The sequence below is a fragment of the Actinoplanes couchii genome (assembly GCF_016862075.1).
Taxonomy (GTDB): domain Bacteria; phylum Actinomycetota; class Actinomycetes; order Mycobacteriales; family Micromonosporaceae; genus Actinoplanes; species Actinoplanes couchii.
Genome location: NZ_BOMG01000098.1, coordinates 1 through 15,509, shown reverse-complemented (window position 1 = coordinate 15,509; position 15,509 = coordinate 1). Strand labels below are relative to the sequence as shown.

Annotated in this window: 15 protein-coding genes and 1 pseudogene; 10 read left to right on the top strand and 6 right to left on the bottom strand. The window is 69.5% G+C overall.

The window, feature by feature from the left end; translation table 11 throughout:
* A partial coding sequence (locus Aco03nite_RS39775; RefSeq protein ID WP_203805878.1) for a thiolase family protein occupies positions 1-630 on the top strand: 630 nt, incomplete at its 5' end.
* A gap of 501 nt (positions 631-1,131) precedes the next feature.
* Here Aco03nite_RS39775 and Aco03nite_RS53580 read toward each other — a convergent pair.
* The gene (locus Aco03nite_RS53580) at positions 1,132-1,620 is read right to left on the bottom strand and encodes a hypothetical protein (RefSeq protein ID WP_239145821.1); all 489 of its coding nucleotides are present in this window, start codon (positions 1,618-1,620) and stop codon (positions 1,132-1,134) included.
* A gap of 1,518 nt (positions 1,621-3,138) precedes the next feature.
* Entirely contained in the window at positions 3,139-4,212 is a 1,074-nt protein-coding gene (locus Aco03nite_RS39765; RefSeq protein WP_203805876.1) for a lytic polysaccharide monooxygenase auxiliary activity family 9 protein, read from the bottom strand.
* 306 nt (positions 4,213-4,518) lie between these two features.
* Between Aco03nite_RS39765 and Aco03nite_RS39760 the strand changes: the two genes are divergently transcribed.
* Positions 4,519-5,247, top strand: a complete 729-nt coding sequence (locus Aco03nite_RS39760) for a DUF2087 domain-containing protein (protein WP_203805874.1) — start codon at positions 4,519-4,521, stop codon at positions 5,245-5,247.
* A 51-nt stretch (positions 5,248-5,298) separates the two neighbouring features.
* Positions 5,299-5,715 (top strand): fumarylacetoacetate hydrolase family protein, encoded by a 417-nt coding sequence (locus Aco03nite_RS39755; protein ID WP_239145820.1) that lies wholly within the window; start codon positions 5,299-5,301, stop codon positions 5,713-5,715.
* A 21-nt stretch (positions 5,716-5,736) separates the two neighbouring features.
* On the opposite strand, the gene Aco03nite_RS39750 is transcribed toward Aco03nite_RS39755, so the two are convergent.
* Entirely contained in the window at positions 5,737-6,051 is a 315-nt protein-coding gene (locus Aco03nite_RS39750; protein ID WP_203805872.1) for a DUF3817 domain-containing protein, read from the bottom strand.
* A 136-nt stretch (positions 6,052-6,187) separates the two neighbouring features.
* Between Aco03nite_RS39750 and Aco03nite_RS39745 the strand changes: the two genes are divergently transcribed.
* The 3 genes from Aco03nite_RS39745 to Aco03nite_RS39735 all read left to right on the top strand — a co-directional run bounded on the left by Aco03nite_RS39745 (position 6,188) and on the right by Aco03nite_RS39735 (position 9,376).
* Complete coding sequence (locus tag Aco03nite_RS39745; protein ID WP_203805870.1) at positions 6,188-6,736, top strand: hemerythrin domain-containing protein; 549 nt, start codon at positions 6,188-6,190, stop codon at positions 6,734-6,736.
* Positions 6,737-6,848: 112 nt separating this feature from the next.
* Positions 6,849-7,055: a hypothetical protein gene (locus Aco03nite_RS39740; RefSeq protein WP_239145822.1), complete on the top strand. Its 207-nt coding sequence runs from the start codon at positions 6,849-6,851 to the stop codon at positions 7,053-7,055.
* A gap of 74 nt (positions 7,056-7,129) precedes the next feature.
* On the top strand, positions 7,130-9,376 hold the full coding sequence (locus tag Aco03nite_RS39735; protein WP_203805866.1) for a PAS domain S-box protein: 2,247 nt from the start codon (positions 7,130-7,132) through the stop codon (positions 9,374-9,376).
* Positions 9,377-9,390: 14 nt separating this feature from the next.
* Here the strand turns inward: Aco03nite_RS39735 and Aco03nite_RS39730 are convergent, their stop codons facing one another.
* The gene (locus tag Aco03nite_RS39730) at positions 9,391-9,855 is read right to left on the bottom strand and encodes a hypothetical protein (RefSeq protein WP_203805864.1); all 465 of its coding nucleotides are present in this window, start codon (positions 9,853-9,855) and stop codon (positions 9,391-9,393) included.
* A 98-nt stretch (positions 9,856-9,953) separates the two neighbouring features.
* Here Aco03nite_RS39730 and Aco03nite_RS54595 point away from each other — a divergent pair.
* From Aco03nite_RS54595 to Aco03nite_RS39715, 4 genes and pseudogenes are all read left to right on the top strand, one after another.
* Positions 9,954-10,367, top strand: a pseudogene (locus Aco03nite_RS54595) (SAM-dependent methyltransferase); the annotation flags it as partial.
* 70 nt (positions 10,368-10,437) lie between these two features.
* Positions 10,438-10,797, top strand: coding sequence for an SAM-dependent methyltransferase (locus tag Aco03nite_RS54590; RefSeq protein WP_307837672.1), 360 nt, complete (start codon positions 10,438-10,440; stop codon positions 10,795-10,797).
* 104 nt (positions 10,798-10,901) lie between these two features.
* Positions 10,902-12,032 (top strand): sporulation protein, encoded by a 1,131-nt coding sequence (locus Aco03nite_RS39720; RefSeq protein ID WP_203805862.1) that lies wholly within the window; start codon positions 10,902-10,904, stop codon positions 12,030-12,032.
* A 203-nt stretch (positions 12,033-12,235) separates the two neighbouring features.
* Positions 12,236-13,132, top strand: a complete 897-nt coding sequence (locus Aco03nite_RS39715; protein ID WP_203805861.1) for a TauD/TfdA dioxygenase family protein — start codon at positions 12,236-12,238, stop codon at positions 13,130-13,132.
* A gap of 102 nt (positions 13,133-13,234) precedes the next feature.
* Here the strand turns inward: Aco03nite_RS39715 and Aco03nite_RS39710 are convergent, their stop codons facing one another.
* Positions 13,235-14,008: a class I SAM-dependent methyltransferase gene (locus Aco03nite_RS39710; protein WP_203805860.1), complete on the bottom strand. Its 774-nt coding sequence runs from the start codon at positions 14,006-14,008 to the stop codon at positions 13,235-13,237.
* A gap of 53 nt (positions 14,009-14,061) precedes the next feature.
* Complete coding sequence (locus Aco03nite_RS39705; protein ID WP_203805858.1) at positions 14,062-14,667, bottom strand: hypothetical protein; 606 nt, start codon at positions 14,665-14,667, stop codon at positions 14,062-14,064.
* Positions 14,668-15,509 lie beyond the last annotated feature (842 nt).

The window sequence follows — 15,509 nt, the reverse complement described above, 5'->3', positions numbered from 1 at the left end:
CCGGCTGGCACCGTTGTCGACCACCGGGCCCCGGGTCCGGCCGGCATCGTCGTCCACAACTTCGCCGGAGTCCTGACCCGCGACGAGGGCATCCGCGCAGACATGAGCCCGGAGAAGCTGGCCCGCCTGAAACCGTCGTTCCGCCAAGACGGCACGATCACCGAGGGCAACACCTCCCCACTCGCCGACGGCGCGGCGGCGATCCTGCTCGGCACCGCGGCAGCCGCGTTCGCCATCGGCTACGACCCGATCGCGAGGATCGCAGCCCGCGCCGCCCACGCCGTGGATCCCCGGGATTCCGGTGTCGCCCCGGTGGAAGCCGCCGACAAGGCCCTGCGACGAGCAGGCATAACCTGGTCCGACGTGGGCGCGGTGGAACTGGACGAGGCGTACGCGGTCCAGTCCCTGGCCTGCATCGACGCCTGGAAGATCAACCCGTCGACAGTGAACACCCGAGGCGGCGCGATAGCCATCGGCCACCCGCTGGGAGCATCAGGCGCCCGACTCCTGGCAACCCTGGCCCACGTACTGCGAGAAAGAGACAAACGCTGGGGCGTAGCCGCCATCTCCATAGGCGCAGGCCAGGCATTGGCAGTGGTCCTGGAGAACGTCCAGAACCAGTTCCACTGATCCACCCCTCGCAATGGTTCGATCAGTGACCACCCTCGCAATGGTTCGATCAGTGACTACCCACGTCCCAACCATCCGGCAGACCACTGGCCAGCAATCCGCCGGCGGGCGGCAACAATCCCGCGCGAACACCGGATCGCCACACCGGGCCTCCTATCCCGAACAGGCACTGCAGCCGCGCTGCCGCAGCGGATGAGCCGGGCAGCCGCCACCGTCGCCGTGCCGGCTCTGAGGCAGACGACCGCCCCACCGGCAGAACCCACCCCACAATCGGGGGCCGTGTCCACAGACCTGTCACCGGTGCCCGAGCCTGTGTCCACAGGTCTGTCGCAGGTTTCCGAGCCTGTGTCCACAGATCTGTCACCCGTGTCCGAGCCTGTGTCCACATGTCTGTCGCTGGTTTCCGGGCGTGCGTCCCCAGATGGGTTCGCGCGGTGAGCGGCCGTGGATCGTCTGTGGAGGAGAGCAGCTTCTCAGCCGATGGTCGAGGCGGGCGTTTCGTCAGCGGTTGTCGAGGCGGGTCCGGACGTCGTAGCTGTGGACGGCGACCGTCAACGCGATGATCCAAATGGTGAAGTGCACGATGTCGTAAACCCCGATCCACGGGTTGAAGATCGCTTCCGGCGCACCCAGCCGGACGAAGTTCAGCACAAACGCGAACAAGGCGTAGCCGCTCAGCGCCGCCACCAGCGCATACCCGGGAACGATCAACAGCAGCCGTGGGACAGGCCGTCCACCGACGCCGAAGACCCGCCACCCGGCGACCCGGAAAATCCCGAAGCCCTGCTGCCCCGCAGTGCCAGAAGGCTGTTGTCCAGCGGTATCGGAGGTCCGCTGCCCGGTGGTGTCGGGGGGCCGTCGTCCGGTGGTGCCGGAGGTCTGTCGTCCGGTCGTGCCGGAGGTCTGTTTCCCGGTGGTGCCAGGGGCCTGTTGTCCGTTTGTTCTCAGGGGCCATTGCCCGTTCGTCTCTTGGGGCTGTTGCTCGTTCATTCTGCGAGGGCATGGCCGGTTCGTCCCCGGGAGACTTTGTCCGCTGGTGTCGGGGTTTCGTCGACCGTCCGTTCTGGAAGCCTCTTCGTCGGCGGGCTGCGGGAACCCGGCCAGGGACGCCGGCGTCCCCGGCCGGATCAGCGAGGCGAGCGTCCGCGGGTGGATCAGTGAGACCAGCGTGCCCGGCCGGATCAGCGAGGCGAGCGTCCGCGGGCGGATGGCCGGGAGCAGTGTCCGCGGGCGGATCATGGACATCCGGGCCGGGAAGACCAGTCCCCACGGGCGGATCAGTGCCAGGGCAAGGATCACCGGTAGTACGGCCAGGCCGTTCACAATCCACAGGTAGGCCCCGCCACCGTGCGCATGCCAGGCCGCGAATCGTTTCGCGTCGGCGAACAGTGGGATTCCCGCGGCCCACACCAGATGCAGTGGGATGAATCCGGCTCCGGCGGCTAGGGCGGCCACCCAGCCCGCTACCACCGCTCGTGGTTCGGGGGGCCGGCCCCGGGGCGCGGTGATGACGGCGATGGTGTTCCGGAGCTCCCCGTGAATGTTCACCGACTCATTCTCATGAATACCCGGCCGCGGTGGCACCCCTGTCACACCGAAGATTAAGCCTTCCGTAACGCGTGCCTCAGACTCGTCGGCGAGGGGCGAGGGGCGAGGGGCGAGGGGCGAGGGGCGAGGGGCGAGGGGCGAGGGGCGAGGGGCGAGGGGCAAGAGGCAAGAGGCGAGAGATGCGCCGGCCAGGACACGCTGGCGGTGGATAAGGCAGGGCTGACCGCGGCCATAGTAGGGCGCCATGACAGCGATCGAGGTCACGGCGGGCGGTGGCCGGGATACGGCGACGGGCCGGAAGTGCTGCGACTAGCCAGAGTGCTGCGACGGGCCGGGATGCGGCTACGGGCCGGAGTGCTGCGGCGGTGGGGAGGGGGACGCGGTGCAGCGGCACCGGGGTTCCGGTGCCGCTGCATGCGTCCGGTCTCGGCGGGGTCCGGGACCGGGGGCTCCGGCGTGTTGGTGGCCGGAGGTGCGGGGTGAGGTGGGGCTGCCTCGGATCCCGCTGAGGTTCAGCAGTGCGTGGCCTTCGGGGTCGGGGCACGCGGGTGGTGGTTGGGCTTCGTCCGATCGGTCGGAGCAAGGCCGACTCGATCGGTAAAGCCAGACTCGATCTGTAAAGCCGGACTGGATCGGTAAAGCCGGACTCGATCTGTAAAGCCGGACTGGATCGGTAAAGCCGACTCGATCGGTGAAGAGGAAGGAAGACGAGAAGGGGGATCCGATCGGTCGGCGGAGGGGGACGAGGAGGGGGGATTTGATCGGCCGGCGGAAGGAGCGAGGGGGGATTTGATCGGCTGGCGGAAGGGGAAGAAGGGGCGCTTGACCAGTCGGAGGAAGGGAGACGAGAGGGGACTTGATCGGCCGGCGGAAGGGGACTGGGTCAAGGCGGGGGACGGCGGTTCTGGGAGCGCTCCCATTAACCGCACTGTAACAAAGATGAAGCGGATCGCGAAAGGTCTATGTCGTTGCTGCGCAGGTCACCGTCGGGGTGGTGGGGCTTCCGGAGGCCAGGAAGCCGAAACTGGTGGTGGCGCCGGCTGCCACGCTGCCGTTGTACGACACGTTTGTCGCCTGTACCGAGTTACCGTTCGTAGTGAGCGACGCGTTCCACACCTGGGCGATCGGGGACGCCCCGGGATACGTGAGGGTCACGGTCCAGCTCTTGATCGCCGTACTCCCGGCAAGGATCTTGATCTCGCCCTGATAGCCGCCCGACCACTGGGACGTCACCGTGTGTGTGCCGGCGCAGGAGCCGTTGACCGGCGGGGTGGATGTGGACGGTGATGTGGACGGCGACGGGGATGTGGACGGCGACGGCGAGGTGGGTGTGGACGGGGACGGGGAGGTGGTGCCGCCGAAGTTCACGTCGCTGCAGAAGTAGTACGACTGGTCCGAGTGGCTGGCCTGCCAGATCGTGTAGACCAGGGCCCGCCCGGACCGCCCGGAGACGCTTACCGGAATGTCCTGCTGCACCCCGTTGGACAGCTGCCGGGTCCACTGTGCGGCGGGCGTGTTCGGCACCGTCGTGACCAGCTGCAGGTCGGACCACTTGAGCGCGGTCGTCACCGGGTTGTACCCGGCCTTGCTCACGTACACCCGGATGTAGTCGGCCCCGTGCCGCGCCCCGTCGAACAGTGACACCGTGAACGCGTTGCCGATCGAGGTGGCCTTCCAGTCGCCGGTGACGTCCATGGCGTTGTAGCGGCCGCTCTCGGTGTGCCCGGCGCTGCACAGCTGCCCGTCGGGGATGACGGTCTCGTGCTGGCCGGCGACACCTTCCCGGTACAGGCCGTTCCAGTTCCACATGGCGTTCGGGTCGGCCTGCCACGCCTGCCAGCACATCGGGTCCTGGGTGGCCATGGCCGGGTTCTGGAAGTCGGATCCCCAGCGTTCGAAACATCCGTAGTTGCGCGATGCGGGGCTGACGACGTTGCCGTGCGCGGCGGCGGGGCCGGGCGGCACGAGGACGACGGCGGTGAACGCGGCGGCGAGTGCGGCGATCACTGCGAAGATCAGATTTCTGGTACGCATGGACTCAGCTCTCCTGAGCGAGGGCCGTCACACGGACGACCGGCGGCGGTGGACTGCGTGCCGGCTGCCCGTGCCGGCGCGCACCGCGTGCCCCCGAAGGTGGCCACAGCCTCACCCATCAATCGAAATAAGTCAATACAGAGTTCACGTGCCCGGAAAGAGCACCGTGCCGGCAGCGCTGAGATTGACGTGCCCGGAAAGAGCACCGTGCCGGCAGCGCTGAAATTGACGTGCCCGGCGAGAGCGCCGTGCCGGCAGCGCTGAAATTGACGTGCCCGGCGAGAGCGCCGTGCCTACGGTGAGGGGATGTCCGTAGACGCCGCGCGCGCCGCCGGCCTCCTGATGCTGTTGTCCCACCCGGTGCGCCTGCGGGCGTTCGCCGAGCTGGCCCGGCACGGCAAGGACGGCTGCACCATCTTCGAGATGTCGATCCACCTGGACCTGCCCCGCCCGGAGGTCGCCGAGCTGCTGGGCCGCCTGGTCGGCGCGGGGGTGGCGACCGGCACCGGCAACGGCACCTACCGGGCGCGGGACGGGGTGCTGCGCGAGGCGGCCGAGGCACTGGACCGGGGTCAGCCGATCGCGCCGCTGCTCGCCGGGTACCCGAAGCTGCGGTCGTATTTCGCGCACGGCCGCCTTACGAGCCTTCCGCCGACGTTGAGCGAGAAAGCTCAGCAGATGGCCGAGCTGTTCGCCCGGTTCGTGGCGGTCGACGGGGTGCTCACCGAGGCCGAGGTCAACAACCGGATCGCGCGGGCCGCCGACGACGTGGCCGCGGTGCGCCGCATGCTCGTCGAGTCCGGCTGGCTGGAACGCGACCGGGCCGGAACCTCGTACGGCTCCGGCCGGGTCCTTCCGGCGAGCCCAGTGCCGGGCGCGGCAGCAAAGGCGAGCCCGGAGCCGGGCGCGGCAGACAAAGCGGGCCAGGTGCCGGGCGCAGCAGAAAAGGCGGGCCCGGAACGGCGCGCCGAAAAGATGGCAAGCCCGCAGCCGAGCGCCGAAGGAAAGACGAGCCCGGAGCTGCACGCCGTGTGACGCGCAACCAGCAGCCGCAACCATCGGCTGTAGCGATGGCTGCGATCACCGATGCGGCCTTCCGCGACGGCCCGCCCGGCCGGGACAGTGATCCCAGCCGCGGCGGACACGGGGAAGGTCAATGGCGCCGAGGTCGGCCGGGACCTGCTGAGCAACATGGGATGGACCTTCGAGACCCTGATCGGGTACGCCGCCCGGGACAGCGTCGTCGTGCCCGGTGACGTGCTCGGCTCCGGCACCGTCGGTAACGGCGGCTGCCTGGCCGAACTCTGGGGACGCCACGGCCGCCAGGATCCGCCGCCGCTGCGGGACGGGGACGTGGTCACCCTGACCGTGGAGGGGACCGGCAGCCTCACCAACCGCGTCGTCACCGCCGCCCCTGCCCCGGAGGACACCGCCGGTCCGGCGCCGCGACCAGGTCAAGGCCCGAGCGGACCGGGGTCGAGGGTGGTGGGGGCGTGCCGGTAGACACGCCCCCACCGGCGGAACTCAGGCGGTGGCGGCCGCCGGCTCCGCGGCTGGGCGGCGCTTGGCCACCCAGCGCTCGAACACGATCGTGGTCAACGGTGGGATCGAGGCGGCCAGGCCGAAGAAGGTGCGCCACAGCGACCAGCGCTCGGACCGGGCCACCCAGAGGATCGAGACCAGGTAGGCGACGAACAGGGCCCCGTGCAGCCGCCCGAACAGCCAGACCCCGGCCTCGGTGGTCTCCGTGACGTACTTCAGGAACATGCCGATGAGCAGCCCGGTCCACGACACGGCCTCGGCGATCGCGGTGATCCTGAAGATCCGGAACGGTTGCACTGCGGTCTCCTCCCGACTTCGGTCCGCCAGAAGGTTACGGCCCGCAAGATGAACGTTTCCTGGCAGTCGATTAGCCCGATAGATCCGTATTTTTCAGGGTACTCAGTCCTCGAACCGATCATTCGAGGGGGAACTCGTGCCGGACATCGTGGAGATCATCAAAGAGCAGCACCGCCAGGTCGACGACCTGCTCACCCGCGCCGAGGAGGCGGAGGAGGGCACCGACCGGGCGGCGATCATGCAGGAGGTGGCCCGGATGCTGTTACCGCACTCCGAGGCCGAGGAGGCGTTCGTCTACCCGCGCATCCGGGACCTGGCCGGTGAGGCCGGCGACGAGGTCAAGGACGGTACCGCCGAACACCACCAGGTCGAGGAGATGCTGACGAACCTGCTCCGTGGCGACGGCGACGATCCCGGATACGACGGCACGATCGCCGCGATAGCCGGGGAGCTTCGTCACCACGTACGGGAAGAGGAGGAGGATCTTCTGCCCTTGCTGTCCGAACGACTGGACGCGGCCGAACGCGAGGAGATGGGCCGCCGGTTCGCCGAAGCCACCTCCGGTGATCTGCCGGACCACGCCACGACCCGCCGCGAGCTGTACCGGATGGCCCAGGACCAGGACGTCCACGGCCGGTCCCGGATGAACAAGCAGGAACTGGCGCAGGCCGTCGGCGAAAGCTGACCGGGATGCCGGCGGCCCGGGGATGGCGGACAATCGCAGGATGGATCAAGCGCCGCTGCCGGACAGGATGCGACCGTGCCGGCGATGCGGGCACCCGACGCGGGTGGATCGCATGGTCCAGGGGTACGGCCGCAACTGTGCCGCCGCCCTCGGGCTGATCGGCGGCACCGTCGACACCGGGCACGCCGGCCCCGACCTGCTCGACCTGATCGAGGTGGAGCCGGAGGACAGCTGCGACGGCTTCGACCGGCCCGCCGACGCCGGGATCGCCGTCGCCAGCCGCCGGCGGCCCGGAGCGGCCATCGTGCCGCGTCATTGACCGTTTTTTCGCGAAACGCCCGCCCCGGCATCCGAAGTTCGGTACAGAGGAGGTTCGGGGGATGGGAGACATCGGTGGAGTCGACCGGGATCCCGGGGCTCCTGCTGGACAGCGCCCCGGACGCGATCATCGTGAGCCGCACGGACGGCACCATCACCATGGCGAACCGTCGCGCCCACGACATGTTCGGCTACGCCGGGCAGGCCATGGTCGGCCGCTCCGTCGACGACCTGGTCCCCGGCGAGTCCCGCGGCCGGCACCCGGGCCAGCGGGTGGAGTACCTGTCCGGCGCCCACCCGCCGATGCGCCGCCGGCCGCTGCGGGGGCTGCGCGGGGACGGCACCGTCTTCCCGGTGGAGATCTCGCTCGCCGCGCTGGACGCCCCGGACGGCGAGACGTACGTGACCGCGGTCCTGCGTGACGACACCGCCCACCGGGAGGCGGCCCGGACCAGCTCGCTGCTCGCCTCGATCGTGCAGTCCTCGCACGACGCGATAGTCACCATCGACCTGGACAGCCGGGTGCTGTCCTGGAACCCGGGCGCCGAAGCCCTCTACGGCCACCCGGCCGCCGCCATGATCGGCCGGAGCATCGACCTGATCATCCCGGAGGACCGCCGCGGCGACGAGGACCAGGTCCGGCTGATGGTCCGGCTCGGCGGCCGGGTGGACCGCTACCGCAGCGTGCGCCGCACCGCCAAGGGCGAGATCATCACCGTCTCCACCCTGGTCTCGCCCCTGCTCGACGAGCAGGGCAGCATCGTCGGGACCACCAGCATCACCCGCGACATCAGCGACCGGGAACGCGCCGAGGCCCGGGTGCAGGCGATCCTGGACGCCGCACCGGACGCGGTTCTCGGAGTCGCCGAGGACGGCGAGATCGTGCTGGTCAACGCGGAGGCCGAGCGGCTGTTCGGCCGGCCCGGCCACGTCCTGCTGCACCTGCCGGTGAGCGTGCCGCTGCCGGACGGCCTGCCCACGATCGAGGAGCCCGACCAGCGCTGGGCCACCCGGCGGGCGGTCCGCGCGGACGGCGCCGAGCTGCCCGTCGACATCGCCTGCAGCGATCTGCACACCGACACCGGCGTGGTCACCGTGGCGGTGGTCCGGGACATCACCGAACGGCTCGCCGCCGAGGAGGAACGCCGCCGCCTGCGCGAGGAGGCCGACAGCCAGCGGCTCGAGGCGCGGATCCAGCAGACCCAGCGCCTGGAGAGCCTGGGCCAGCTGGCCGGCGGGATCGCCCACGACTTCAACAACCTGCTCGCGGTGATCCTCAACTACGCCTCGTTCATCATCGAGGACGCCGCCGGAACCCCGCCCGCCTCGGACGCCGAACAGATCGCCCGGGCCGCCCGCCGTGGCAGCGACCTCACCCACCAGCTGCTCGCCTTCGCCCGCCGGGAGGTGATCCGGCCCCGGCCGCTGAGCCTCAACACGGTCGTCACCGAGGTGCACCAGATGCTGGAACGGTCGCTGGGGGAGCACATCGCGTTGACCGTACGGACAACTGAGGATCTCCCGTCGGTGATGGCCGATCCCGGTCAGCTCGAACAGGTGCTGGTGAATCTCGCCGTCAACGCCCGGGACGCGATGCCCACCGGCGGACGGCTCACCATCGACACCGCCCCGGTCGAGGTGGACGCCGAACACGCCGCCGGGCGGGCCGGGCTGCCGGTCGGCAGATACGTGCGGCTACGGGTCTCGGACACCGGCACCGGAATGCCCAAGGAGGTGATCGACAAGGCGTTCGAGCCGTTCTTCACCACCAAACCCAGTGGTCAGGGCACCGGGCTCGGCCTGGCCACGGTCTACGGCATCATCACCCAGGCCGGCGGGACCGTGCAGATCTACTCCGAGGCCGGGATCGGCACCACGTTCACCATCCTGCTGCCGGTCACCGACGCCGAGGCGGCCGCCTACGTGCCCGACGACTCGGCGGCCGGGCTCACCGGGCACGGCGCGACGGTGCTGGTGGTCGAGGACGAGAGTGCGCTGCGCGAGGTCACCTGCCGGATCCTGACCCGGGGCGGGTACACCGTGCTGGCCGCCGACGGCGGTGACGAGGCGCTGCGACTGGCCGCCGGCAACGACATCGACGTCCTGCTCACCGACGTGATCATGCCAAACATGCTGGGCAAGGACCTGGCCGATGCGGTCCGGTCCCGGTGGCCCGGCACCAAGGTCCTTTTCATGAGCGGGTACGCCCAGCCGGTGCTGACCACCCACGGGACGCTCGCGGCCGACGTCCATCTGCTGGAGAAGCCGTTCACGAGTGCGGAGCTGATGCGCGCGCTGCACGAGGAGATCCAGGCCCGCTGATCTTTTTCAGCCATTCAGCCATTTTGGAGTACGAGCCCGGCGCACAGACAGGACAGCACGGCAGCCGTGGTGACAAGTGCCAGCCAGATCGCGATCGTGCCCGGATGACGTTGCGGGGGAGTGCCGATCGCCCCGCGCAGGAACGACACCAGCGGCGCCCGGTACTCCAGCTCCACGGTCCGGCCGGACAATGCGATCACCGTGGTGTCGGCGGTCCCGGTCCGCTCCCGCAGGCCGCTGTACGGCACATGGACGTGCACGTGGTGCTCGCCGATCGTCACCGACTGGACCACCCGCCCCCAGTACGCCGGAACTCCCTGCCCGTCGATCTCCAGCACCGGGGTGCGGCGGCGCAGCAGGAACGCCAGCGGCCCATGGCGCAGCGTCACCGCGACGGCGGAGTCACCGTGGCGATCCGGCGTGTCGATCGGCGGGAGAGCGGGCGAGTAGGGCCGGTAAGGCGGCGCGATGGTGGCCATGGCCCGCGCAGAATAAGCCGGACCGGGAGCCCGGGGAAAGAGCAACGAGGTCCTAAGTGGATACGACGGGGCAGCCGGACAGTGCCCGGACGGCTACCATGAGTCCGGCAGGACCGCCGTCCCACGTTCGGAGGAAAGCCGCTGTGACCAGTCCGGACACCCCGCCCAAGGTGGACACCAGGACGGTCTCCCCGGCCCGCCGGTGGAACTACTGGCTCGGTGGCAAAGACCACTTCCAGGTCGACCGGGACTCCGGCGAGATGATCGCCGCCGCCTATCCCGCGGTCCGCACCACCGCCCGCCAGGGCCGCGCCTTCCACAACCGGGCCGTCCGGCACCTGGCCGAGGCCGGCATCCGCCAGTTCGTCGACATCGGCACCGGCCTGCCCGCCCCGGACAACACCCACGAGGTGGCCCAGCGGATCGCCGCCGACAGCAAAGTGGTCTACGTCGACAACGACCCGATGGTCCTCGCGTACGCCCGGTCCCTGATGATCGGCGGCGTCACCACCTACGTGGACGGCGACCTCAACGACCCCCGCGCGATCCTCGGCTCGGCCGAGCTCAAGGAGACCCGTCGACCTGTCCCGCCCGGTCGGCATCCTGCTGATCTCGGTCCTGCACTTCATCCCGGACGACACCCGGGCCCGCGAGGTGGTCCGCGAGCTGCTCGACGCCGCCGCGCCCGGCAGCTACCTGGTCGCCACCAACTCGACCAAGGACTTCGTCTCGCCCGAGGCCGGCGCCCGCTACGACGCGATGCTCGCCTCCGGCGCCGTCGACGCCTGGCCCCGCGACCACGCGGTCTTCAGCGGCTTCTTCGACGGCCTGGACCTGCTCGACCCCGGCGTGGTGGCGATGTGCGACTGGCGTCCCGACTCGCCCGACCGGCCCACTCCCGCCGAGACCTCGATGTATGGAGCCGTCGCCCGGAAGCCGTGATCTTGCACGGTGCCCGTAACGTTGAAGTACCTGCGGTTTTTCAGCGTACGTTCAGCGGGCGTTGCTAGTTTTCCGGGGCACGTTTCTTACAGCGGGAGAACATCGTGGTCTTCAAGAAGTTGCTCGGTGCCATCGGAGTCGGTGGGCTGAGCGTGGACACTGTGCTGTCGAATCCCAGCACGTATCCGGGCGCGCAACTGACGGGAAACGTCAACCTCGTCGGCGGCACCCAGGACGCGGACATCGAGCACATCACCCTCGGCCTCGTCACCCGGATGGAGGTGGAGAGCGGTAACAGCGACTACTCGACCACCGCCGACTTCCTCCGGATCCCGGTCACCGGCCCGATGCGCCTGCAGCAGGGCCAGCGCCTCGCCCTGCCGTTCCGCATCGACATGCCCTGGGAGACCCCGATCACCTCGGTGTACGGGCAGACACTCCGCGGCATGGTGATGGGCGTCCGCACCGAGGTGGCGATCGCCCGGGCCATCGACAAGGGCGACCTCGACCCGGTGCACGTGCACCCGCTGCCGATCCAGCAGCGCATCCTCGACGCGTTCCAGCAGCTCGGGTTCCACTTCAAGAGCGCCGACCTGGAGTACGGGCAGATCTACGGCGTCCACCAGACCCTGCCGTTCTACCAGGAGATCGAGTACTTCCCGCCGCAGCAGTACGCCGGCGCCGTCAACGAGGTCGAGCTGACCTTCGTGACCAGCCCGCACCAGGTCGAGGTGGTGCTCGAGTTCGACAAGCGGGGTGGGCTCTTCACCCAGGGGCACGACACCTACGGGCGTTACACGGTGTCGCACGCCGACGCCGACACCACCGACTGGCGCCAGGTCGTCGACGGCTGGGTGCGCCAGGCGGTCGACCGGCGCAAGTCGATGCCGGGCTTCGGCGGTCACGGCGCTCACGGGGGCGGTTACGGCCAGCCGGGCTACGGTCAGCCGGGTTATGGCCAGCCCGGCTACGGGCAGCCCGGTTACGGGCAGCCCGGTTACGGGCAGCCGGGTTACGGGCACCCCCAGCCGGGTTACGGCCACCCGCAGCCCGGTTACGGGCAGCCGGGTTACGGCCACCACGGGCACTACCGGCACGGCGGCCACGGCCACGGGCACCACGGCTCGGGCATGGGCGGCGTGGCGATGGGCGTGGCCGGCGGTCTCGCCGCCGGTTACGTGGCCGGCGAGGTCTTCGACGAGATCGGCGACGCTTTCGAGGGCGACGACGAGTGACGTCCTGATCTCAGGCGGCTCAGGCGGCTCGGTCCGCGACGTTCCGGTCGTCTGACGTTCTGATTCCATGGGAAGGGCGGGGGCTGCGGCTCCCGCCCTCTCCTTTTACCCACATTTCCCATTCACTCTATGGGATATGTGTAGCGCTGTCGTTCGTGTCGTCCTACGTTGCAGGCAAGGCGAAGCAACCGTAGGGAGCCGTAATGAGCATCGACATCACCCGCATCGGTGGCCGCATCGGCGCGGAGATCTCCGGCGTCGACCTGAAACAGGTCATCACCGAGACCGACGCCCGCGACATCCACGACGCCCTGGTCACACACAAGGTGCTCGTCTTCCGCGGCCAGCATCTCGACGACGACCAGCACCAGCGGTTCGCCTCGATCTTCGGTGACCTCACGCTCGCCCACCCGACCGTCCCGTCCGTCGACGGCCAGGCCAACGTCCTCGAGGTCGCCGCCGGCCCGGGCGCCCGCGCCAACGCCTGGCACACCGACGTCACCTTCGTGGTCGCCCCGCCGAAGGCCACCACACTGCGCAGTCTGGTCATCCCCTCCTACGGTGGCGACACCCTCTTCTCCAACACCGCCGCCGCCTACGCCGACCTGCCCGGCCACCTGCGCGCGCTGGCCGACACGCTGTGGGCCGAACACTCCAACGAGTACGACTACGCCGAACACCCCCAGTTCCTCTCCACCGAGGTCGAGGAGTACCAGAAGGTCTTCGCGGCCACCCGGTACCGCACCGCCCACCCGGTGGTCCGCGTGAACCCGGACTCGGGCGTCCCCAACCTGTTCATCGGCAGCTTCGTCGTCGGCCTCATCGGCGTCTCCAAGACCGAGGGCCGCGACCTCCTGCGCCTGCTCCAGCACTACGTGACCCGCCCGGAGAACACGCTGCGCCACAAGTGGCAGGTCGGCGACATCGTCGTCTGGGACAACCGCAGCACCCAGCACTACGCCGCCGACGACTACGGCGACCTCCCCCGCAAACTCCACCGCGTCACCGTCGCCGGCGACGTCCCGTACAGCCTCGACGGCACCAAGAGCCGCATCCTCGAAGGCGACGAGGCCACCCACTACACCCCGCAGGTGCAGTGACCCCGTAACCCACCACCCCGTCCCGTCCCGGCGCCGCCCCGCGTGCGCTGGGCGGTGCTGTGCCCATAGGCGTGACCCGGCTCGGGTGGCTGCTGGGCCGCTCTATCTTCGGCGGCCCAGCCTCAGCTCTGACAGGTAGCGCTTCACTACGCGACCGTTGTGCTGCTCGTCGATCAGGCGGCCGATCGCGGTCAGCAGGCCCTCCCTGGCCTCCGGCGGCAGCGAGCGGGTGGGGGAGTAGGTGAGGAGCAGGTCCAGATAGTCACCCGTCGCATAGGTGGCCTCCCACTCGTAGCGGTGGAAGACCGGCGCCTCGAACCGGTGCCGGATCTCCTCGTCGTCGACCGGGATCTCCGCCGCTGGGCGCAGTCGCTGATCAGGGTCGGTCTTCGGATCCCACCGCTCGTAGTGCTCCTGCACCCTCGCGAAGAACTCCAGCGTGCCACCCCGGATGTGGTGGGTCGTCACCGTCGCCAGCAGACCGCCGGGGCGCAGGGCGTCCGCCGACTTCTCGACCCGGATCGCCGGATCGATCCAGTGGAAGGCGGTCGCCGCCAGGACCACGTCGAAACCGGTCTCCGGCAGTGGCCACTGCTCGAAATCGGCCACCTCCACCGTCACCCCGGGGAACGCCGCCAGGTTGGCGCGGGCCACCTCGGCCAGCGCCGGGCCCAACTCCACGGCGACGACCCGGTAACCGCGCTCCGCCAACGGGACGGTCGCCTTGCCGGTGCCGGGGCCGATCTCCAGGACGCTCGCCGGTGGCGGGACACCTGCCGAGGCCAGGTCGTCGAAGATCTGCGGGGGATATGTGGGGCGCACCCGATCGTACCGAAAAGCCTCGGTGTTGAAGATCTTGCGCAGTTCCGTCGTCATGCCACGATCCTGCCCCCGCCGCGGCCCGCACCGAATTCCTTTTCAGCGTGGCTTCAGATTTCGGCGGGCGCCGTCGTGCGACGGGCCTCCTTCACGCCGGTCATCAGGCGGTCCCAGTCCTCGTCGGGGCGGAACCGGGCCATCCGGATCTGCTTGGCCGAGCGTGCCGACGTGTACTCCCACCAGGCCGCCACGCGCAGCGGCCACAGACCGACCCGTACCGCGCCGGCGATGAAACACCGGTGCGCCAGCAGGGTGGCCGCGAGCATCTCCGGATCCAGCTCCAGCGCCGGATCGTCGATCGCCTTGCCCAGCGCCCGCACGTCCCGGTGCATCTCCGAATAGCCGAGCATCCCCGGCATGGCCGGCACCAGCAGTTCGTCCTCCGGATCCACCACCGAATCGGCATAGACCGGCGCGAAGACCACGTCGTCCACCGTGAAGATCACCGGAAGGGATTCACGACCACGCTTCAGATCCACCTGTACGGCCGGAGCCCCGGTCGGCACCGCGACCTCGTAGGCGTCCAGCACATCCCGGAAGAGCAGCCGTGCGGTGTCCCCGATCGCCGGCACATGCACCTTGACGATGCCGGGAACCGCGGTCACCTCGGTGCCGGGAACCTCGGCGATCAGATCGGCCAGCTCATCAGTGCGCATGCGTCGGTTATATGCCCTCCGCGCACGCGACACAGCCCCCGTCCCGCCGGTTCTCGCCACCGGTCGTCCTTTCCCCGGTCCCTCGATCAAACGCGGCGTCCGCTTCCCCTCCAGGCTTCCCCCTCGGTCACGGCGGTCCTTTCCTGCGGCTTCTTCCTTCCTCTGATACGCCTACCCATGCACGTCTCCAGGAATAGGACGCCGCACTACCCGTGGACATCGTCCAGCTCAGCGCGTTCTCCGCTGGGGGCCGCCCCCGTGGGGAAGCCCGCTCCGCCGGGCCCGTCGCTGACTCCGTGCTCCCGTCACCTGCCCGGCCTTCCTCCCGTGCCGGGTCGCCATCCCGGCCCTGCCGTGTTCTTCCCACCTCTTGGTGCGGTGTCGATCGCGTGGGACCTCGTCGGGTTGACCTCCGGCCTCGCTGCGGCGTCGATCGCTCTCCCTGCGGCGTCGATCGCTCTCGCCGCGGTGTCGATCACTTGAGCCCTTGCCGTGCTGTCCTCGGCCTCGCTGCTGTCCCGACTTCTGTGCCCTTGTGTGCTGACGTCGGGCCTCGCTGCCGTGCCGCTTTCCCGGCCGCTCGGGCATTCCGGCTGTCTTTGCTGGTCATGTCCTTGGTGGGGATCTGCCAGGGCGCATCGCATTTCGGAACTTGAGGAAATCTGGCGATTTTTCGGTGTGAGCGCCGTCGCGGTACCCCGATTTGGCGTTGGTCTGGAGGGGTAGTAATGTTTACCGGGCCGCCAGGGAGACGGGCGAGCGAGCGGGACCGGTTATCGGGCCCGGCGCGGCCGTCCTGGAGGAACCCACAGTCTTAGTCGAGCGATCTTCGCATCGCTTGA

Excerpts from the sequence above, each read along its gene's own strand:
- Aco03nite_RS39765 (WP_203805876.1), bottom strand. The coding sequence starts at position 4,212 with ATGCGTACCAGAAATCTGATCTTCGCAGTGATCGCCGCACTCGCCGCC.
- Aco03nite_RS39740 (WP_239145822.1), top strand. The coding sequence starts at position 6,849 with ATGGTCCAGGGGTACGGCCGCAACTGTGCCGCCGCCCTCGGGCTGATC.
- Aco03nite_RS39760 (WP_203805874.1), top strand. The coding sequence starts at position 4,519 with ATGTCCGTAGACGCCGCGCGCGCCGCCGGCCTCCTGATGCTGTTGTCC.
- Aco03nite_RS39715 (WP_203805861.1), top strand. The coding sequence starts at position 12,236 with ATGAGCATCGACATCACCCGCATCGGTGGCCGCATCGGCGCGGAGATC.
- Aco03nite_RS39755 (WP_239145820.1), top strand. The coding sequence starts at position 5,299 with ATGCGGCCTTCCGCGACGGCCCGCCCGGCCGGGACAGTGATCCCAGCC.
- Aco03nite_RS39710 (WP_203805860.1), bottom strand. The coding sequence starts at position 14,008 with ATGACGACGGAACTGCGCAAGATCTTCAACACCGAGGCTTTTCGGTAC.
- Aco03nite_RS39730 (WP_203805864.1), bottom strand. The coding sequence starts at position 9,855 with ATGGCCACCATCGCGCCGCCTTACCGGCCCTACTCGCCCGCTCTCCCG.
- Aco03nite_RS53580 (WP_239145821.1), bottom strand. The coding sequence starts at position 1,620 with ATGAACGAGCAACAGCCCCAAGAGACGAACGGGCAATGGCCCCTGAGA.
- Aco03nite_RS39705 (WP_203805858.1), bottom strand. The coding sequence starts at position 14,667 with ATGCGCACTGATGAGCTGGCCGATCTGATCGCCGAGGTTCCCGGCACC.